General features: G+C 71.3%; 21 protein-coding genes. 7 read left to right on the forward strand and 14 right to left on the reverse strand.

All coding sequences use genetic code 11. The annotated features are described in order from the left end of the window. The first annotated feature begins 142 nt into the window (after positions 1 to 142). Positions 143 to 922 carry a CPBP family intramembrane glutamic endopeptidase gene (locus tag C6Y14_RS22720; RefSeq protein ID WP_107018637.1) on the forward strand — a complete coding sequence of 260 codons (780 nt, stop codon included), beginning with the start codon at positions 143 to 145 and terminating at the stop codon, positions 920 to 922. 97 nt (positions 923 to 1,019) lie between these two features. Here the strand turns inward: C6Y14_RS22720 and C6Y14_RS22725 are convergent, their stop codons facing one another. Continuing rightward, positions 1,020 to 1,838, reverse strand: a complete 819-nt coding sequence (locus C6Y14_RS22725) for a PhzF family phenazine biosynthesis protein (protein ID WP_107018638.1) — start codon at positions 1,836 to 1,838, stop codon at positions 1,020 to 1,022. 150 nt (positions 1,839 to 1,988) lie between these two features. Here C6Y14_RS22725 and C6Y14_RS22735 point away from each other — a divergent pair, with 150 nt between their 5' ends. Further along, positions 1,989 to 2,654 carry a PadR family transcriptional regulator gene (locus tag C6Y14_RS22735; RefSeq protein WP_107018907.1) on the forward strand — a complete coding sequence of 222 codons (666 nt, stop codon included), beginning with the start codon at positions 1,989 to 1,991 and terminating at the stop codon, positions 2,652 to 2,654. Positions 2,655 to 2,795: 141 nt separating this feature from the next. Here the strand turns inward: C6Y14_RS22735 and C6Y14_RS22740 are convergent, their stop codons facing one another. Together C6Y14_RS22740 and C6Y14_RS22745 are read right to left on the reverse strand one after the other, a co-directional pair. Further along, the gene (locus tag C6Y14_RS22740; RefSeq protein ID WP_107018639.1) at positions 2,796 to 3,224 is read right to left on the reverse strand and encodes a type II toxin-antitoxin system Rv0910 family toxin; all 429 of its coding nucleotides are present in this window, start codon (positions 3,222 to 3,224) and stop codon (positions 2,796 to 2,798) included. 128 nt (positions 3,225 to 3,352) lie between these two features. After that, on the reverse strand, positions 3,353 to 3,541 hold the full coding sequence (locus tag C6Y14_RS22745) for a hypothetical protein (RefSeq protein WP_199854833.1): 189 nt from the start codon (positions 3,539 to 3,541) through the stop codon (positions 3,353 to 3,355). 198 nt (positions 3,542 to 3,739) lie between these two features. Here C6Y14_RS22745 and C6Y14_RS22750 point away from each other — a divergent pair, with 198 nt between their 5' ends. Beyond that, the gene (locus C6Y14_RS22750; protein ID WP_404828816.1) at positions 3,740 to 4,288 is read left to right on the forward strand and encodes a Clp protease N-terminal domain-containing protein; all 549 of its coding nucleotides are present in this window, start codon (positions 3,740 to 3,742) and stop codon (positions 4,286 to 4,288) included. Positions 4,289 to 4,420: 132 nt separating this feature from the next. Next, positions 4,421 to 5,470 carry an EamA family transporter gene (locus C6Y14_RS22755; protein WP_107018642.1) on the forward strand — a complete coding sequence of 350 codons (1,050 nt, stop codon included), beginning with the start codon at positions 4,421 to 4,423 and terminating at the stop codon, positions 5,468 to 5,470. Positions 5,471 to 5,562: 92 nt separating this feature from the next. Here the strand turns inward: C6Y14_RS22755 and C6Y14_RS22760 are convergent, their stop codons facing one another. Further along, positions 5,563 to 6,243, reverse strand: a complete 681-nt coding sequence (locus C6Y14_RS22760) for a pyridoxamine 5'-phosphate oxidase family protein (protein ID WP_107018643.1) — start codon at positions 6,241 to 6,243, stop codon at positions 5,563 to 5,565. Positions 6,244 to 6,336: 93 nt separating this feature from the next. Here C6Y14_RS22760 and C6Y14_RS22765 point away from each other — a divergent pair, with 93 nt between their 5' ends. Both C6Y14_RS22765 and C6Y14_RS22770 read left to right on the forward strand, forming a co-directional pair. Further along, the gene (locus tag C6Y14_RS22765; protein ID WP_107018644.1) at positions 6,337 to 7,674 is read left to right on the forward strand and encodes an aminotransferase class I/II-fold pyridoxal phosphate-dependent enzyme; all 1,338 of its coding nucleotides are present in this window, start codon (positions 6,337 to 6,339) and stop codon (positions 7,672 to 7,674) included. Positions 7,675 to 7,957: 283 nt separating this feature from the next. Beyond that, positions 7,958 to 8,860: a LysR family transcriptional regulator gene (locus C6Y14_RS22770; protein WP_107018645.1), complete on the forward strand. Its 903-nt coding sequence runs from the start codon at positions 7,958 to 7,960 to the stop codon at positions 8,858 to 8,860. 21 nt (positions 8,861 to 8,881) lie between these two features. Here the strand turns inward: C6Y14_RS22770 and C6Y14_RS22775 are convergent, their stop codons facing one another. Continuing rightward, positions 8,882 to 9,349, reverse strand: a complete 468-nt coding sequence (locus C6Y14_RS22775; RefSeq protein ID WP_107018646.1) for a pyridoxamine 5'-phosphate oxidase family protein — start codon at positions 9,347 to 9,349, stop codon at positions 8,882 to 8,884. Positions 9,350 to 9,537: 188 nt separating this feature from the next. Between C6Y14_RS22775 and C6Y14_RS22780 the strand changes: the two genes are divergently transcribed. Continuing rightward, a complete protein-coding gene (locus tag C6Y14_RS22780; protein WP_107018647.1) occupies positions 9,538 to 10,188 on the forward strand; it encodes a cysteine hydrolase in 651 nt (216 codons plus the stop codon). Here C6Y14_RS22780 and C6Y14_RS22785 read toward each other — a convergent pair. The 9 genes from C6Y14_RS22785 to C6Y14_RS22825 form a co-directional block, all read right to left on the reverse strand. Continuing rightward, positions 10,175 to 10,630, reverse strand: coding sequence for a Rieske (2Fe-2S) protein (locus tag C6Y14_RS22785; protein ID WP_107018648.1), 456 nt, complete (start codon positions 10,628 to 10,630; stop codon positions 10,175 to 10,177). The two genes, C6Y14_RS22780 and C6Y14_RS22785, sit on opposite strands and share 14 nt — an antisense overlap. 122 nt (positions 10,631 to 10,752) lie before the next feature. Next, complete coding sequence (locus C6Y14_RS22790; RefSeq protein ID WP_107018649.1) at positions 10,753 to 12,972, reverse strand: S9 family peptidase; 2,220 nt, start codon at positions 12,970 to 12,972, stop codon at positions 10,753 to 10,755. A 101-nt stretch (positions 12,973 to 13,073) separates the two neighbouring features. Then, the gene (locus C6Y14_RS22795) at positions 13,074 to 13,898 is read right to left on the reverse strand and encodes a hypothetical protein (protein ID WP_107018650.1); all 825 of its coding nucleotides are present in this window, start codon (positions 13,896 to 13,898) and stop codon (positions 13,074 to 13,076) included. Between the two features lie 26 nt (positions 13,899 to 13,924). Then, positions 13,925 to 14,467, reverse strand: a complete 543-nt coding sequence (locus C6Y14_RS22800) for a pyridoxamine 5'-phosphate oxidase family protein (RefSeq protein WP_107018651.1) — start codon at positions 14,465 to 14,467, stop codon at positions 13,925 to 13,927. 28 nt (positions 14,468 to 14,495) lie between these two features. Continuing rightward, a complete protein-coding gene (locus tag C6Y14_RS22805; protein WP_107018652.1) occupies positions 14,496 to 15,287 on the reverse strand; it encodes an SDR family NAD(P)-dependent oxidoreductase in 792 nt (263 codons plus the stop codon). Beyond that, on the reverse strand, positions 15,287 to 15,751 hold the full coding sequence (locus tag C6Y14_RS22810) for a DUF3237 domain-containing protein (RefSeq protein WP_107018653.1): 465 nt from the start codon (positions 15,749 to 15,751) through the stop codon (positions 15,287 to 15,289). The genes C6Y14_RS22805 and C6Y14_RS22810 overlap by 1 nt, the downstream gene beginning before the upstream one ends. Beyond that, a complete protein-coding gene (locus tag C6Y14_RS22815) occupies positions 15,748 to 16,650 on the reverse strand; it encodes a hypothetical protein (RefSeq protein WP_107018654.1) in 903 nt (300 codons plus the stop codon). The genes C6Y14_RS22810 and C6Y14_RS22815 overlap by 4 nt, the downstream gene beginning before the upstream one ends. Beyond that, a complete protein-coding gene (locus tag C6Y14_RS22820) occupies positions 16,647 to 17,849 on the reverse strand; it encodes an aromatic ring-hydroxylating oxygenase subunit alpha (protein ID WP_107018655.1) in 1,203 nt (400 codons plus the stop codon). The genes C6Y14_RS22815 and C6Y14_RS22820 overlap by 4 nt, the downstream gene beginning before the upstream one ends. Continuing rightward, positions 17,849 to 18,814 carry a class I SAM-dependent methyltransferase gene (locus tag C6Y14_RS22825; RefSeq protein ID WP_107018656.1) on the reverse strand — a complete coding sequence of 322 codons (966 nt, stop codon included), beginning with the start codon at positions 18,812 to 18,814 and terminating at the stop codon, positions 17,849 to 17,851. Before C6Y14_RS22825 ends, C6Y14_RS22820 begins: the two co-directional genes overlap by 1 nt. Between the last annotated feature and the right edge of the window lie 61 nt (positions 18,815 to 18,875).

Below are 18,875 nucleotides of genomic sequence, written 5' to 3' on the forward strand. Positions count from 1 at the left end.
TGTGCACCCCACATGGCGTCCGTCCCTCGACGGCCTGTCACGCACGATCTTCGCAACTTCTTTCGAGACCCTAGCGGGGCGAAGATGGGGATGAGGCGGGATTACGCAACTGGAGGCATGAGTGCAGGTGGGGCAGGAGCCGATGGCTGATTCTTTTGCCGAGGGACAGCCCGCGCGGCGGATTCTCCGCGACGAGACGCTGCTCGTACTGGGAGTCTCGCTCGGGGCCAGCGGGGTCTCGGCGCTGATCAGCTTTGTCGGCTCGGTCACCAGACCGGGAGGCCTGAAGGACCAGGCGGCCACGCTCAACGCCTCGGCCGCCCCGGGCCGACCCTGGCTCGATCTGGCCTGGCAGCTCTTCGGGATCGCGTCCGCGCTGGTGCCGGTCGCCCTGGTCGCGCACTTCCTGATCCGCGAGGGCAAGGGGCTGCGCACTCTCGGGTTCGACCGCACGCGCCCGTGGTTCGACCTCGCCCGCGGAGCGGGGGTCGCCGCCGTCATCGGCAGTACGGGCATCGCCTTCTATCTGGCGGCACGCGGACTCGGGTTCAACCTCACCGTGGTGCCGGAGGCGCTGCCCGAGGTGTGGTGGAAGTACCCGGTGCTGATCCTCTCCGCGCTCCAGAACTCGATCCTGGAGGAGGTCATCGTCGTCGGGTACCTGCTGCGCAGACTCGGCCAGCTGGGCTGGAGCCCGCTCACCGCGCTGGTGGCCAGTTCGGTGCTGCGCGGCTCGTACCACCTCTACCAGGGCATCGGCGGGTTCATCGGCAACATGGTGATGGGGGTGGTCTTCGTCTACCTCTACCGCCGGTGGGGGCGGATCGGGCCGCTGGTGGTCGCCCACTCGCTCCTCGACATCGGGGCGTTCGTGGGGTACGCGCTGCTGGCGGGGAAGGTCGACTGGCTGCCCACCGCCTGAGCGGCGGGTGAGCCTGTTCGGCTCATGCGGGGCACGCGGAGGGGCGTACGGGTGATCCGTACGCCCCTTCGTCCGTTCCGCGGCCGGTTCGCGCTGGTCAGACGAGCAGGTCGCCCTCGATCACGGTGACCGCGCGGCCCGAGAGCAGGGTGCGGTCGCCCCGGAGTTCCGTACGGACGCGCCCGGAGCGGGCCGAGGCCTGGAGGCCGGTGAGTTCGGTCCGGCCGAGGCGCTCCGACCAGAACGGGGCGAGGGCCGTGTGGGCGCTGCCGGTGACGGGGTCCTCGTCGATGCCGATGTTCGGGAAGAAGCAGCGGGACACGAAGTCGTAGCCCCGGGAGGGGTCTTCGGCGCGGGCCGTGGCGATGACGCCGCGTTCGGAGTAGCGCCCCAGGGACACGGTGTCCGGGGTCAGGCCCAGGACTGTCTTCTCGTCGGCGAGTTCGACGAGCAGGTCACCGATGTTCGGGCCGGTGTCATGGGTGGAGAGGGGCTCGGCGCCCAGGGCCGTCGCGACGCCCGCCGGGATCTCGACCGCGGTGAGCGGGGCGGTCGGGAAGTCCAGCGTGAGGGAGCCGTCGTCCCTGGGGGTCGCGATGAGCACACCGCTTCTCGTGGCGAACCGCACGGGGCCCTGTACGGCTCCCGTGGTGACCAGCACATGGGCGGTGGCGAGTGTCGCGTGGCCGCACATCGCGACCTCGGCGGCGGGGGTGAACCAGCGCAGCGCCCAGTCGGCCTCACCTCCTTCGGGAAGGGGGTGGGCGAACGCCGTCTCGGCGTGGTTGACCTCCAGGGCCACGTTCTGCAGCCAGGCGTCGTCCGGGAAGGACGCCGAGGCGTCGAGGAGGAGGACCCCGGCCGGGTTGCCGGCGAAGGGGCGGTCGGTGAAGGCGTCGACGATACGAATCCGCATGCGCCCGACGCTAGGCGCTGCTCAGGGGCGTGGACCAAGGCCAATCCGGGACGGGCGGCCCTCTTCCGCTGGAAGGGGCTTGTCGGGCGAGCTGTTCCGATATATCGTTGACGCATCGCGACAGATCAACGATGGAATGGAGTGATGGCGATGCGTTCCCATGGAGAGGAATACGGACCGGGCTTCGGCCCCGGTCATGGGCATGGACACGGCCGTGGACGCGGCCGGGGTGGCCCTGGTGGCCCTGGCGGTCCCGGTGAAGGCGGCTTCGAAGGCAGGCGCGGGGCGTTCGGCCCCTTCGGGCCCGGCTTCGGTGGTCCCGGCTTCGGCCCGGGCCCCTGGGGCGGGCGCGGCGGCCGGGGCGGACCGCGCGGCAGGGCGCGGCGCGGCGATGTGCGCGCGTCGATCCTGGCCCTGCTCAAGGACCGGCCCATGCACGGCTACGAGATGATCCAGGAGATCGCCGAGCGCAGCGGCGGGGCGTGGAAGCCCAGCCCCGGCTCGGTGTACCCCACCCTTCAGCTGCTGGAGGACGAAGGTCTGATCAGCAGTGCGACCGACGGCGGCAAGAAGCTGTTCTCGCTGACCGAGGAGGGTCGCGCCGCGGCCGAGGAAGGCCCGGAAGCGCCCTGGGAGGACGCGGGGCGCGGGGTCGACTGGGAGGCGCTGAGCGACATCCGGCAGGCCGGCTTCGGTCTGATGGAGGCGTTCGGGCAGGTCTGGAAGACCGGCAGCAAGGAGCAGCGCGAGAAGGCGCTGGCCGTCATCAACGAATCACGCAAGAAGCTGTATCTGATCCTCGCCGACGAGGACTGATGGGGCACCCGGCCGAACGGGCCGTGACGGCGGGCCGCGCCAAGGGGGGTGCCTCGACTTCGAGGTGCCCCCCATGCGGCCGGGGGACGGAGTGGGGGCTGCGTGCGTGTGGAAATGTGTGTGGGGGTGGCGGGGAGTCCTTCAGGAGACGAGCCCGCTCAGTTTGCGCAGGGACTCGTTGAGGGCCGCCGTGGCCGAGTCCTTGAGCTTGCCCGCCATCAGTGAGACGGCGGCGCCCGTGAACTCGCCGTCGATACGGACCGTGGTGGCTTCCCCGTCCGGAATCAGGGTGTAGCGCGTGGTGACCGTGACGGACATCGGCCCCTTGCCGCGGATCGCGAGCGTACGGGCCGTCTCCAGCTCCTCGATGGTCCAGTTCACCTCGGCGGGGAAACCCATGAGCTTCATGTTCTCCTCGAAGGTGCCGCCGACTTCGAGAGTCTCCGGGCCGCCCTTGGGGAAGCTGGTGTGGGTGGAGTTCCACTCGCCGTACGAGGAGAAGTCCGTGAGCTGCGCCCAGACCTTCTCGGCGGGCGCCTCGATCCGTGCTTCCGCGCTGACTTCGGCCATGCGGCCACCCCTTTGTCTCGGGCGCTGCGCCGGGCGCAGCTGGCTACGGTGTCGCGGAACGTAGCCGTAGAACCGTGAACATTCAATACTGATGAACCGTCAGGGAGTGTGGAGGTGCGGCGGCGGGGTCAGTGCATCCGTCGTATCACCGCCGCGTCGAACACGTCCCACGCGCGCGGGAAAGGCCCTTCGTCGTGGCAGTGCCATGCCTCCCAGAACAGGTCGGCGAGCAGTGCGTCCTCGGGTGCGTAGACCCGGTACACGTACTGTCTGCCGTCCACCGACGGCAGGGCCACCAGCCAGCACCTGCTCTCCATGTCCGTGTGGACGAGCGCCGGAGCGACACGGTTGCGCAAGGGGCGCAGAGCAAAGCGGCGCGCGCTGGGTGCGGGGGAAACAGCGTGATGTCATCCGTAAGGAGGAGGAGCCGGACACCGGTGCCCACCCTGTGTCGGACGCGAGAATGCTTCCCCGCGCGGATGACGGGATGCCGACGGGCTGATGAGGTGAGAGACGTGCAACACCGTCTTTCCCACAGCCCCCACCAGCAGGCCGCCGAGCGCGGCCCGGTGGGCCCCGATGCCGAGGCCCACCTCAGTGCCGAGCTGGCGGCGATGGTCGCGAGTGCGCGCAGAAGGGCGTTGCGGGACGGTGACCGGCAGATCGACACGGCTCACCTGCTGCATACGCTCCTGGAGTCGGACCCCGAGGTGCGCGAAGCCTTCGAGAGCGGCCCGCAGGTCGCCCGGCTGCTCGGCTATCTCGTCCAGCGCAGCATCGGCTACGGGCTCCGCTGGCAGAGTTCCGTCGAGGACTCCGGTGCCGTACCGACGGTGACCGGGGACGGCTGGTCGCCGGTGGCGGCCGGCGTCATGGCGGACGCGTACGCCCGTGCCGTGCGGCGGGGTGAGCCGTTCGCGGACGGCGTCGACCTGCTCGCCGCGCTCGTCGCCGAACCCGAGTCGCGGGCCGTGGAGGTGCTGGGGCGCGCGGGGGTCGACGTACCGGAGCTGCTGGTGCGCCTGGACGGTGTGGCGGAGCGGGAGCGGGGTCTCGAAGCCTGAACCCGGGCCTCCGGGCCTCCGGGCCGCCGGGCGTTCGGCCGTCGGCGGGATCGGTGCGTACGGGCATGCGCGCGTCCATTCGCTGAGACAGGTGTCAACAGGGGTGACGCTCATGTCGTCGCCTGTCATCATGTGCCGGTGCATACGTCAGAGATCAGTCGGGGCAACCGTGGCAGAGGCGTCGGGCTGGGGCTCGCGCTCGGATCGGCGGTCGCCTTCGGCGGCTCCGGCGTCGCCGCCAAACCGTTGATCGAGGCAGGCCTCGACCCTCTGCACGTCGTCTGGCTGCGCGTCGCGGGCGCCGCACTGGTCATGCTGCCGCTGGCCGTGCGCCACCGGAGCCTCGTGCGTGAACGTCCCGCGCTGCTCGCCGGATTCGGACTGCTGGCCGTCGCCGGTGTCCAGGCCTGCTACTTCGCCTCCATCTCCCGGATACCCGTCGGCGTCGCGCTGCTCGTGGAGTACCTCGCGCCGGCGCTGGTCCTCGGGTGGGTGCGGTTCGTGCAGCGCCGGCCCGTCACCCGTGCCGCGGCCCTCGGAGTCGTCCTGGCCGTCGGCGGTCTCGCCTGTGTCGTCGAAGTGTGGGCGGGGCTGAGCTTCGACGTCCTCGGACTGCTGCTGGCGCTCGGCGCCGCGTGCTGCCAGGTCGGTTACTTCGTCCTGTCCGACCAGGGCGGCGACGCGGGGGAGGCGGCGCCGGCCCCGCTCGGCGTCATCGCGTACGGGCTGCTCGTCGGTGCGCTCGTGCTGACGCTCGTGGCGCGGCCGTGGGGCATGGACTGGTCGGTCCTCGGCGGCGATGCGGACATGGACGGGACGACCGTGGCCGCCTCACTGCTCCTGGGGTGGATCGTATTGATCGCGACGGTCGTCGCCTACGTGACCGGTGTTCTCGCGGTGCGCAGGCTCTCGCCCCAGGTGGCCGGAGTCGTGGCCTGCCTGGAGGCGGTCATCGCTACCGTGCTCGCCTGGGTCCTCCTCGGGGAGCATCTCTCGGCGCCCCAGATCATCGGCGGAGCGGTGGTGCTGTGCGGTGCGTTCATCGCGCAGACGTCCGCGCCCGCGAAGGGATCGCAGGCTCCGGTGGCACAAGGCACGGCAGGCACGGTAGGTGTGGACGGTGTGGACGGTGTGGACGGCGTCGAGGAGGAGCGGCTGTCCGGGCGGGGCAGCGCCGGCTAGGGCCGTGCCGTGTGGGCCCACCCCTGTAGGGCCCACACAGCAGACGTCGTCCGTAGCGTGATTCGCGTACGTGAAAGTCGCCCGTACACCGGTCACTTCGGCAGGTAGTCCGGGATCTCCGTGCCCGGAGCCAGGTCGTCGGCCGGCACGGGGGCTCCGTAGGTCGTGCGGACGGGGAGGACTCCGGTCCAGTGGGGCAGGCCCAGGTCCTCGGGCTCGTCGTTCGGGCCGCCGGTGCGCAGCTTGGCCGAGACCTCGTCGAGGTCCAGCCGCAGTACGGAGGTCGCCGCCAGCTCCTTGGCGTTGGCGGCCCGGGAGTCGTACGAGCGGCCCGGCACCACGTGGTCGACCAGTGCGTCCAGAGCCTGTCGCTTCTCCTGCGGGTCCGTCACCTGGTGCGCCACGCCGTGCACCACGACCGACCGGTAGTTGATCGAGTGGTGGAAGGCCGAGCGGGCCAGTACGAGCCCGTCCACGTGGGTGACGGTGAGGCAGACCGGCAGTCCCGGGTCGGTCTGCCCCGCCATCCGCAGCGGGCGCGAACCGGTCGAGCCGTGCACGTAGAGCCGCTCGCCGACCCTTCCGTACAGCGTGGGCAGCACGACGGGCGCCCCGTCGCGGACGAAACCGAGGTGGCAGACGTACCCCTCGTCGAGGATCGCGTGCACCATCTCGTGGTCGTACGCGGCGCGCTCCCGGGAACGGGTGGGGACCGTGCGGTCGGTCGGGGTGTAGGCGGCGGTGGCGGGGCGCGGGGTGGCCGTCTCCGTCATGAGGCTCTCCAGGTGGGCGTCGTGCGGGGTGGTCTGCCGGGGCGGGGTGCGTTCAGCTTGCGTCGTTTTTTGTACTAGTGCATACTCTGCTTTGTGCTAGGAGAGTATCGGATCGAAGGCAGGCGCGCAGCCGAGATTGCCGCCAGTGTCGAGCGCGCGGTGGGTTCGGGGGAGCTGGAGCCCGGCCAACTGCTGCCGCCGATGCGGGAGTTGGCGTCCCGCCTTGAGGTGAATCCCAACACCGTCGCGGCCGCCTACCGCACCCTGCGTGAACGCGGAGTCATCGAGACCGCGGGCCGGCGCGGCAGCCGCGTGCGCTCCAAGCCGGCGACGACCGCACGGGAGCTGGCCCGGCTGGACGTCCCGCCCGGTGTGCGGAACCTGTCGGACGGCAATCCGGACCCCGCCCTGCTGCCTTCTCTCCGTGAGGCGTTCGCGGCGGCCGTGGAGCTCGCGGACCGCGAACCGACGCTCTACGGAGAGGCCTCCGTGGATCCGGAACTGGCCCGGCTCGCCCGCGCCGACCTCGACGCGGACGGAGTGCCCGACGGGCCGGTCGCGGTCGCCTCGGGGTCGCTCGACGGCATCGAACGGGTGCTGGCCGCGCACCTGAGGCCGGGGGACGCGGTCGCGGTGGAGGATCCCGGCTGGCACAGCGTGCTCGACCTCGTCCCGGCCCTCGGGCTGCGGGCCGTGCCCGTCAGGGTCGACGCCGAGGGGCCGCTGCCCGATGCCGTACGAGCCGCTCTGGAAGGGGGTGCGCGGGCGCTGATCGTCACCGACCGCGCGCAGAACCCGACCGGGGCGGCGGTGAGCGCCACGCGCGCGCGTGCGCTGCGGGCCGTGCTGGAGCAGTACCCGGAGATGCTGCTCGTCGAGGACGACCACGGGCACCGGATCGTGGATCTGCCGCTCCATCCGCTGGCCGGAGTGACCCGGCACTGGGCCTTCACCCGCTCGGTCGCCAAGGCCTACGGGCCCGATCTGCGGCTGGCCGTGCTGACCGGCGATCCGGTCACCATGGACCGGGTGCGGGGGCGGCAGCGGCTGGGGCCGGGATGGGTCAGCCGGTTGCTGCAGCGGGCCGTGGTGGGGCTGTGGGTGGGTGGGGCTGTGGACACCGGGGTTGTGGCGGCGGCGTACCGGCTTCGGCGGGACGCGCTGATCGGTGCGCTCGCCGAGCGGGGGGTCGAGGCGTGGGGGCGGAGTGGGATGAACGTGTGGGTGCCCGTTCCGGATGAGACCGGGGCTGTTGCGCGGTTGCTGCACTCCGGGTGGGGTGTGGCCGCTGGGGCGCGGTTTCGGATGGACGCGCCTCCTGGGTTGAGGATCACCGTTTCTACGCTTGCGCCGGGTGAGGTGGGGGTGGTGGCGGATGCGGTTGCTTCGGCGGTGGGGGTGGGGGTGGGGCCGGGGCGGCGGTATGTCTGAGGGGGGGGTGCCGGCGACGGTTTGCGCCCCCGCCGCCCCTTCCCGTTCCCGTCCACGCATGGGGGCTGCGCCCCCTCGCCCCCCTGATCGCGCTTCGCGCTCGTCCTCAGACGCCGGACGGGCTGAGTGGGTGGCCTCTCCGGCGTTTGAGGACCGGGGGTTCGGGGGCGGAGCCCCCGAGCACGTGACGGGAATGGGTAGGGGCGCTCATGCGTCACCCTTGCGGGTGCAACCTCGTAGGACAAGCGAGACTTTTGGTTCGGTATCGCGTAGCGTCGCTTACATGTTGAATTTGGAGCGGCTGCGCACTCTCGATGCCCTCGCCCGCCACGGGTCGGTCGGTGGTGCGGCCGACGGGCTGCATGTGACGACCTCGGCGGTCTCCCAGCAGATGTCCAAGCTGGAGCGCGAAGTGGGACAGCAGCTGCTCGCGAAGAACGGGCGGGGGGTGCGCCTGACCGACGCCGGGCGGCTGCTCGCCGACCATGCCGCCCGGATCCTGTCCCAGGTCGAGCTCGCCCAGTCCGATCTGGAGGCGCAGCGCGGGCAGGTGGTGGGGGAGTTGCGGCTGTCCGCGTTCCCCACGGCGGCGCGCGGGTTGTTCCCCGCGGCCCTGGCCGCGCTGCGCGCCGGGCATCCCGGGCTGCGGGTGCGCTCGCGCGAGCTGGAGCCGGAGGACGGGGTGGCCGGGGTGCTGCGCGGCGACATCGATCTGGCGGTGGTGCTCGACTGGTACAACAGGCCATTGCCCCTGACCGAGGGACTGGTCAAGGCCTCACTGCTCGACGACCCCGCCGATGTGGCGATGCCCGCGGGGCATCGCCTCGCCGATCGTGCGGAGGTGGATCTGGAGGACTTCGCCGACGACGAGTGGATCGCCTGGGAGGAGGGCGAGTTCTGTCATGAGTGGCTGCTGTTCACCCTGCGGGGCAAGGGGATCGAGCCGGTGATCGCCCACCGCGCGGAGGAGCACCACACCCAGCTCGCCCTGGTCGCGGCGGGGCTCGGTGTGTGTGTCGCGCCCAGACTCGGGCGCGGTCCGGTGCCGGCGGGGGTGCGGACGGTCCCGGTGCGGCACCGGGTCACCAGACATGTGTACGCGGTGTGGCGGGCGGACGCCGACCGCCGCCCGTCGATCAGAGCGGTGGCGGACGCGCTGCGGACGGCGGGGGCGGCGTACGGATGACACCGCCCGCCCCGCTCACCGTCACAGATCGGCGAGTTTGCGGAAGTCCCAGGAGGCCGTCGCCTCGGGTGTCAGCCGCATCCAGGCATGTCTGCCGTCGTGCGGCATCTCGTCCAGGCCGAAGTTCTTGTGGGCGAACAGCCGCTCCACGGCGTCGAGTTCGGGGCAGGGTTCGCCCGTGCGCGGCACCTCGCCGACGAACTCGACCGAGCCCGACACCTCGACGCCCCGCAACTGGTCGTACTCCTCGCCCGTGTCGACGACCACGGCCACCCGGGGGTCGCGGCGCAGGTCGGCCCATCGCTTGCTGCGGGTGATCGAGTACAGCCAGAGCGACTTGCCGTCCCAGACGAACCAGAGCGTGCTGACATGCGGGGCGCCGTCCGCGGAGACGGTCGCGACGCGGCAGGTGCGCTGGGTGGTCAGGAACTCGTCCAGCTCCTCGGGCGTCATCATGATTCTTCGTCCCCGGCGCTGAGTGACGGCCATGCGGCTCCCTCTTCTCCGACTGCTGCGACATCTGCCACGGCATCTCCTGAGCGATGCCTGATGCCGCGTCAGGAAAGCATGGGTCGTCTTCCGTCCGTACGCAATGGTGGCTACGCTCGCCCGCCATCGCCGGTCGGACCGAACTGGTCCGGGTGGACCGGGAAGACCGTTCGCGACAGGGGAAAGCCATGCCGTCGTACGAAGCGCTCAGCGAACTCCTCGATCCCGCGACCACGGTGCTGCTGACCGTCGAGTGCCAGCAGGGTGTTGTCGGCCCGGACAGCGCGCTGCCGGAACTCGCCCGGGAGGCCCGTTCGTCGGGTGTCCTGGACCGGATCGCGCGCCTGGTGGCCGCGGCCCACGAGAGCGGCGTACAGGTGATGCACGCCATCGCCGAGCGCCGCCCGGACGGCCGCGGCGCGAACCACAACGCCCGGCTGTTCCGCGCTGCCGAACGGCTGCCGGTGCAGCAACTGGCCGGCAGTACGGCGGTCCGGGTCGCGCCGCCCGTGGAGGTCGCCGCGGAGGACCTCGTCGTACGCCGCCTGCACGGTCTGTCGCCCCTCGCGGGCACCGACGTCGACGCGCTGCTGCGCAATCTGGGGTGCCGCACGCTCGTCGTGACAGGGGTCTCCGCCAATGTGGCCGTACCCAACACGGTGTTCGACGCCGTGAACCGCGGCTACACCGCCGTGGTCCCGGGGGACGCCATCGCGGGTGTGCCCTCGGACTACACCCCCGCGATGATCCGCAACACACTCGCCCTGGTGGCCACCATCACCACCACGGACGACGTGCTGACCTGCTTCAAACGGCCCCGCCGGGTCAGGCGAGCGTGATCGAGTCCCCGCTGACCTTGATCTCGGCGGGGGTCAGTCCGCTGGTCGCGGGCCCCTTCTTGACGGCGCCGTCCGCGACACCGAACTGGCTGCCGTGGGCGGGGCAGGTGATGACGCCGTTGTCCACGCTGTTCACGCGCTGCTTCTGGTGCGGGCACACCGTCGAGAAGGCCTTGAACTCGCCCGCCGTCGGCTGGGTGACGACCACGGACTGGTCGGCGAAGACCTTCCCGCCGCCCTCCGGGATGTCGGTGGTCTTGGCGAGCGCCGCACCGCCGGCGGATCCGGTCGACGCGGCGGAGGAGTTCGAGGAGGAGTCGGACGACGTGTCGTCGGAGCCCCCGCAGGCGGTCAGCGCGGCGGCCAGCCCGGCCCCGCCCAACGCTGCCAGGACGGTGCGACGACAGAGTGCCGGAGCAGGCTGGAGCGATTCGCTGGACATAGTGGCGGTCCCTTCCACAGATGTGCAGGTGTGCAGATGTACAAGTGTGCAAATGCATGGTCGTGCGTTTGCGTGGATGTGCGTCGATCCGATCAGGAGTACGGGCACGTCACCCGCATGGTTCAGGCGCTCCGGAGATCGAGCGACTTCTTGATGAAATCGAGATCCATTCGGAGCAGGGTGTCTATCACGCCTTCCTGTGCCACCAGATGCGTCGCGCCTGCCAATGGGAGCACGGTGTGGGGCCGACCCGCCGCCAGCAGGGCCGCCGAGAACCGCACCATGTGTGCCGGGAACACATTGTCGTCGGCCATCCCATGGACGAGCATCAAGGGGCGCGTGAGCTTGTCGGCGTGCGCCACCAGTGAGCACCGGTCGTAATGATCCGGTTGTACGTCCGGGTGCCCCAGGTACCGCTCCTTCCAGTGCGTGTCGTACAGCCGCAGGTCGGTCGGTGCCGCGCCCGCCACGGCCGCATGGAACGCATCGGGCCGGTGCAGTACGGCTCCCGCCGCGAGATAGCCGCCGAAGGACCAGCCACGGATGGCCACGCGGCCCGGGTCCAGTTCCGGGAAGAGCTCCGCGGCGGCGCGTACGGCGTCGGCCTGGTCCTCGATCACCGGCATCAGCTGGTCGCCGTGGATGGCCGTCTCCCACGCACGGTCGCGCCCCGGAGTGCCACGGCCGTCGACCGACAGCACCGCGAACCCCTGGTCGGCGAACCACTGGTTGACGGCGTGGTGCCACCTGGTCGCCTTCACGACCGTCTGCCCGCCCGGCCCGGAGTACGAGTGCACGATCATCGGAAGGCAGCCCTGACGGCCCGGGGCCGGGTCCGGCTCCGGGTCCGGCACGGCCTCCGATGCCCCGGACCCGTACGACGTCGGCAGATACAGTGCCGCGCGCAGTTCGCGGGCGCCGAGTGTCAGGAAGCGGGGGCGCGGCCGGGTCACGGGCCGCTCCGCCAGCACCTCGATCCGTCCGGCCGGGACGCCGTCCCGCAGCACGGTCACCTTCTGCCCGTCGAGTGTCGAACTGTCCAGCACGACGGTGCCGCCCCCGACGGCGGCGTGGTGCACGCCCGGTTCGTCGGTCAGCCGGACGAAACCGTTCTCCGGGTCGTACGACCAGACGTGCGCCTCGGTCGGCTCCTCGGCGGCCATGAAGTACAGCCGGTCGCCCGCCGTGCCGAGCAGTTCGTGGACGTACATGCCCTCCGGTGTACGGACCCCGGTTGCGGTCATCAGCAGTCCGCGCGTGCCCTCCTGGGTGGTGAGGACGAGACCGGTGGCCGCTGTGGAGGCGGGAGTTCCGGGGACGAACTCCAGCCAGGCGGTGTCCGTCAGGTGGTGCGTTGTCGTGGTCGCTCCGGTCGCCGGGTCGATGGTCAGCACGTACGCGGAACGCTGGTCCCGGGTCTGTACGACGGCGAGGGGTCCGGCCGCGCTCCAGTCCGCCTGCGCGACGTACTCGAAGGCCGGGTCGGTCCACTCCCCGCCGGGATGCGACACGGCCTCCTTGGGAAGGTCCACGTCGACCTCCTTGGGAAGGTCCACGTCGACGCGACCGCCGTCCAGGCGCACGACGTGCAGGGACAGCCGCGCGTTGGCGGTGCCCGCGGCCGGGTAGCGGATCGCGCGCGGGGGACGCCCGGGGTGCGCCGGATCGGCGATGTACCACTGCTGGACCGGCGCGTTGTCGACCCGCACCACCAGCAGCGCGTCCCCGTCCGGCGACCACCAGAACGACCGCGCACGCTCCAGCGACTCGGCCGACACATGGTCACAGAGCCCGTAGGTGACCTCGGGGCCCTCCGGCTCGGCCAGGGCGCGATCACCGGTGCCGTCGGCGCGTACGACCCGCAGGGTGCCCCCGCTCACGTACGCGATGTGGGTGCCGTCGGGACTGGGGTGCGGGGTGACGGCCGGGCCCGCCGTGGGGATGCGGCGGGTGACGCCCTCGTCGGTGCGTACGGTCCACAGGGCGCCCGAGAGGGCGAACGCGACCAGGCGGACGGCCGCGTCGGTGGCGTACGAGACGATTCCGGCGCTGGTCTCGCGGGCCCGTTCGCGGCGGATCCGCTCGGCCTCCGGGACCTCGCCGCCGTCACCGAGGGCGAGCGGGTCGGCGAGCGTGCGTTCCCCGCCGTTCTCGTACAGCCGGAGCAGGCCCGTCGTGGAGCGGCCGTTCGCGGTGCGCAGGAAGAGCACCCGGTCGCCGTCGGGCGAGACGGTGAAACCGCGCGGCACACCGAGGGAGAAGCGTTTCGTCCGGGCGAACTGCAGAGGCAGGTCTTCGGCGGTCACGGGCACAGGGGGTTCCCTTCGGGAGGATGGATTCATGCGGTCGGGCGTCGCTCGGCCCCGGCCGGTTCCGTCCCTCAGGGCTCGCCGGGAGGGATGTCCCGGCCGCCCGCGAGTGAAGAAGTTCCCCTACGGCCGCGTCATCGTGCCGCCGTGGCGAGGATGGTGTCCGTCACCTTCTCGGATGCCGAACCCGTCGCCTCTGCGGCGTCGTGCGCGTCGACGATCGTCCAGCCGTGCGTCCTCGCGAAGTTCTCGTACTCGCGCGCGCAGTCGGTCTGGAGGTCCAGGAAGGTCTGACCGGGGTCTCCGCCGAAGGCATGATAGGTGTCGAACACCCCGATGGTCCTGGCGTTTTTCGCCGCCAGTACGCGTGCCGGGTCCTCCCGCAGGTAGATGCCCACCCGTGGCGCGAGCGCCCTGCCGAAGTAGTCCTTCACGTGATCGCGGACGGCGGTCAGGGCCGGCGCGTGCCCGGGAGCGCTGAATTCCGCCATGAACAGGCTCTTCAGCACGTTCTTGATCCCGAGCGAGTCCTGGATCACCACATGGCCCTCGTCGATGAGCGGCCGCACGACGGAGTGGTGCAGCAGGCTGTGGCCCGCCATCTCCAGCCAGCCGGTCGCCAGGGGGGAAACGGGGCGCATGCCGGTGATCCCGGACCTCTTCAGGTGTTCCACGAGGCCGCTCTCGTGGAGTTTTGCGAAGGAGCGTGGCGTCTCGACGGGGCGCCCGGCGACGGTGGCGTCCGCGAAGAAGACGGGGAACAGCTCCAGCCACAGCCGTTCCAGCTCGTTGTACGGATACTCACCGATCCGGCCGCCGGCGACGGCCGCGGCGAGTTCGCTCTGCCAGGACACCCGCCTGACCGACAGCCCGGCCGCCCGGCAGCGGCGCTCCACCACCGGCAGCAACTCCCTTTTCGCGAGGCCGTCGATGCCGAGGACCTGCACGCCGAAACCCACTGTGTCTCCCCACGCCGATGTCCGCGTCATTCTGATTCCGGCAGGAACCAGCGGTCCCACGTGTCGTCGTCCCCGTACTCCGGCAGGGCGCGGATCGCCGCCTTCATGCTGCGCAGGCTCCAGGTCGCCCACCTGCCCGGAGTCAGTTCCCCGACCGCGTCGTCGATCCCGTCCAGGTAGCGGGAGACGGGGTCCATGCCTTCCGCGGTGAGGTACTTGCCCCTGATCCGCGCGCAGATCCTTCCGGCCTCGTCGCCGGTGAGGACACGTCCCGTGCCCTGCCCCAGCACGACCAGGGTGCTGCCGTCCGCCGCCCTGCCCTTGACCAGTACGGACGCCAGGCCGTTGGCCGCGATGTTGCGGGCCTTCCGCGTCGCGGAACTCCCCTCGAAATACACCCTGTTGTCGTCCCACAGGAACCACACCGGGGCCAGGTGCGGCGTACCGTCCGGGTTCACGGAACCGATCGTGGCGTTCGTCCGCCTCCGCAACACCCGTTCCACCTCCGGCGTCAGACCGCGGTGGGCCCGGTAGGGATCGGGAATGCCCCGCGTACGGGAGACCGTCATGTGCTGCTCCTCTCTCAGACCGCGGTTCTCAGACCGCGGTGAATCCGCCGTCCACGACGAAGTGCTGACCCGTGATCCACGCCGACTCGTCGGAGGCGAGGAACACCGCCGCGTTGACGACGTCGTCGAGCGTCCCCAGCCGCCCCAGCGGATAGTTCTCCGCCGCGCCCTCCAGGTTCTCCGCAGGCGTACGGGGGCTCTTGAGGCCCGCCGTGATCTGTGCCTCCAGCGTGCGGTCCACGAGGGAGGTGGGGACGGTGCCGGGGCAGATCGTGTTGGCCCTGATGCCGTGCCGGGCGAAGTCGGCCGCGACCTGGCGGGTGAGTCCGATCGCGCCCGCCTTGGCCGCCGAGTAGGGCGCCAGGCCGGGCACCCCGACCACACCGGCCACCGACGCCTGCACGACGATCGAGCCCGACCGCTGCGCCACCATGCCGGCCAGCACGGCGCGCATGCTGAGCCATGTGCCCGTCAGCATCACCTCCAGCGCGCGGTCCCACACGCGCCGCTCGGTGACCAGGGCGGTGCCGACGGCCGGTATGCCGGCGTTGCAGTAGAGGGCGTCGATGCGGCCGTACCGGTCCACCGCAGTCGCGGCCATCGCGGTCACGTCCGTCTCGCGGCTGACGTCCGAGCGGACCGCCGTGGCGGTCCCGCCGCGTTCGGCTATGGCCGAGACGACGGCCTCGGCCCGTGCCAGGTCGCGGTCGGCGAGCAGCACGGCGGCGCCCTCCGCGGCGAAGCGCAGGCACGCGGCGGCTCCCAGCCCGGCGGCGCCACCGGTGACGACCACGGTCTTCCCGGTCAGCCTCCCGGCCATCACAGCACCCGGTAGACGCGGTAGGCGATCCCGGTGCTGGTCCTGCGGCCCACGCCCACCGCGACGGTCCGGTTCAGCCACCCGTACTTGGCGGAACCGGTCTCGAACCGCGGTGTGGTCCGGAAGTAGTACGTGGACGGCGGGACGTCCTCGCCGCCGTCCATGCGGGCCTTCACCTCGGGCGGCACGTGGTAGATGCCGCGGTAGTGGTTGTAGATCAGCTCCCCGTCGTCCGTGCTGAGGGTCGCCCGCACATCCAGTTCGGAGGTCCCGTCCGCCCCGCGGACCAGCCAGTCGCCCGCGCCGCCGAGGATCTCCCCGCGCAGCAGCGGGCCGGTGAAGGTGCCGCCGGAGACGACGTAGACGCGGCGGCGCCCGAACGCCGTGTCCCCGATATCCAGCCGGCTCTCCACCTCGGCCCGCAGCTCGAACAACAGCTCCGTACGCAGCTCCAGATCGGTCATCGTGCCCCCGTCTCCTTGAGATCGAGCTGCCTGGGACCGAGGTCCCCGAGTGCCCCGAGGTCGAGCCGGTCGGCCAGCGGGCTGCGGGCCAGGGCCGCCAGGATGCGGCGCCGGTTCTGCGCGCGGGGAACGTCCAGGACATCGACCCGCGTCCAGCCATGGATCTCCGCGAACCTCGCGAAGGCCGTCGCGGTGTGCTCCTGGAGCTGCACGAAGGAGGACTCGGCGCTCTCCCCGGAGGAGGCGAACGTCTCGAACGTGCCCAGTGCGGACTGCCGTTGCCGCCAGCGCAGCGCCGTCCTCGGGTCACCGGCCACATACACCCCCACATCGGGCTGCAGCACACGGCCGAAGTGGTCGGCCACCAGCGCGCGGCCGACCGACGCGGCCCCGGCCATGTCGGGCGACAGATGCTCGGTGTAGGCGAAGAGCTTCAGCAGATGCTTGTAGCCGTACGACTCCTGCAGCACCGCGCACCCCTCGGCGACGGCCGGTTCGATGACGGCCTGGTGCAGCAGGGTGTTCGCGGCGAGTTCGATCCAGGCCGAGGCCAGCGCGCCCTCGGGTCGCAGACCGTGGACCCGCACACCGTTCAGGTACTCGGTGCCGCCGCGCGCGTACAGGTCCGCGAAGTCGGTGGGCAGTTCGACGGGGGTGCCCTGGGCCGTGCGGGCGCCGCCGAAGTAGGCGCGGAACGACTCGACCCACAGCCGGCGCAGTTCCGCCTTCGGGAAGGAGCACCCCTCTCCTTCCTCCTCGACGACGCTGCGCCAGGAGACGGTGCGTACGGGCAGGCCCTGGCTTCGGGCGGTCTCGGCGAGTTCCCGGATCAGGGTGCTCTTGCCGACGCCGTCGATGCCCATGAGGGCCAGATGGAACCCGGGAGCGGACGTGGTCATCGCCGGTCCTCCTTCTCCGGCTTCTTCGAGAGGCCGGCGTCCTTCTCCGCCAGGGCGGCGTCCACGGTCGAGCGGAACAGCTGGAGGCCCCACTCGTTCCGGCCGAACACGACGCTCTCGTGCCCGGGGGCGCGAACCGCGCCCGGTCGGCCGAATCCGTCCTGGGCCGGTTCCAGCGCGCCGAAGTCCTCGGCCGCCGCGTCCATGAACTTGCCGATGTTGTCGTCGTGGTACGCCCGGCGGTGCAGGGTGTCCTCCCGGACGGCGTGCAGAAAGCGCACGTCGCACGCGTCGACGGCGGTGGGCCGCATCGACATGACGGTGATGTGCCGCTTCTCCAGGAACAGGACCGTACTGGGGAAGATCATGTAGGCGATCGTGGCGTGGTCGCGGATGCGCCGGTCCGCGGGGCGCAGCTCCCGGTTCTCCAGCACGGACTTCTTGGGGGCGACCAGGCGTACGTGCCTGCCGATGCCGTTCACCAGGGACAGGTCGGGCGCGAAGACGTACTTCTTCATGGCAGGGTGCAGCCAGCGGAAGTGATAGGTCTCCAGGAACGCCTCGATGCCCAGCTTCCAGTTGAACCGGCCGGGGCGGCGGGAGTGGCCGTAGACGGTGTGCGTGTCCAGGCCGAGACCGGCGAACTCGGCGTCCAGCGCGCCCAGTTGGCCCGCCACGCCCGGCTCGCCGTCCGTGTCGAGCGTGACCCACACGAACCCGTGCCGTACCTCGGTGGTCAGCCGGAGCAGTCCGCGTCGAGCCATGTCGATCTCGGGAAACCCGCGCCGCCGGTCGGTGATCCCGCACAGCCCGCCGTCCAGCCCGTACCGCCAGCCGTGCCAGGGGCAGGTGAACCCCTCCGCCACCGCCTTGCCCGCGCCGGGCGCGACCAGCCGCGTACCGCGGTGGCGGCACAGGTCGACGAAGCCGCGTATCTCGCCGTCGGCCTGTTTGACCAGCAGGAACGGGACCCCCAGGAGGTCGTCGGCCACATAGTCGCCGGGGGAGGCCAACTGCGTGACGTGGGCCACGACGAAGGGCTCGCGGCGGAAGATACGGTCCACTTCGCGCCGGTACACCTCCTCGTCCCCGTACGGGTCGCTCGACCGCAGCGAGACGTGCTCCGCGACATCGGTGGTCGCCTCGTCGACGTGTGTCAGCAGGCGCTGGACGAGCTGGGACTGGGTCGTTTCTCGCATCAGTGGAATCCTTCGGTCTGACGCCTCGTCGGTGCGGTCGGTGCGGTCGGTGCGGCGGTGTCGCGGCGCGGGTCGGCGGCCCGTCGGGCGGACAGCAGCATGGGGACGATCCGGCCCGAGCGGAACTCGTTGCGGGCGGTGCCGAGCGTCGCGCGGATCGAGTCGACCGACCGTTCGCCGTAGATGCCGTCGGCGCTGCCCCGGAAGATGCTCACCACCTTGAGCCGTTCCTCAAGGAGCGCGATGGCCCACTGCCGCAGGGGCCGTTCGGTGGTGCCGATGAATCCGGCCCGGCGCAGCTGCTCCAGCCGTTCGTCGACGGGCGTGGTGAAGAAGACGCCGGGCGGATGCCTCTCGCGGAACGCGGCGCCCGGCCCGCGGGGGCTCCGCGTCAGGCTGACCTCCTCCGTCAGCACCAGGAGCCCGCCGGGCCGCAACAGTCGCGCCGCCTCGCACAACACCTCGCCGGGGCGCGGGAAATGCGGCATCGAACCGGTGACCGTCACCACGTCGAGCGAGCCGTCGGGCAGCGGCACGTCGGTGGCGGACGCGCAGATCTCGGTCACCGCGGCCCGGCCCTGCCGTGCGCTGATCCGGCGGCTGACCGCGCAGTGCTCGGGCACCAGGTCGACGCCGTACGCCCGGCCCACGCCGACACCGTGGGCGGCCAGTCTGTCCACGGTGTAGCGCAGCGCCCCGCCGAAACCGCTGCCCAGCTCGCACAGGGCCGGTACACGGCGGGGGAACGCCTCGCGGACGACCTCGGCGACGAGATCGCACCCGTGCGGTCCGAAGTGCCCCATCTGGTCGAGGCCGAGCAGCCCGCTCGGCCGGCTGTCCTCGCTGAACTCCACGATCGCCCGCTCGGTCCGCTCCCAGTCGTAGAGAGCCGGGAACAGGCCCCGGTGATAAGCGTGTTGGGTACTGGTCTGGTCGACGTCCTGACGTTCGGATGACCGGGTCATCGGCACGCTCCATCCGGGTGCCTCGCGTTGCGGTTCAGTGGTGGTACGGGTCACCGGGGGG

Origin of the sequence: Streptomyces dioscori, assembly GCF_003024195.1 — a bacterium.
Lineage (GTDB): Bacteria > Actinomycetota > Actinomycetes > Streptomycetales > Streptomycetaceae > Streptomyces > Streptomyces dioscori.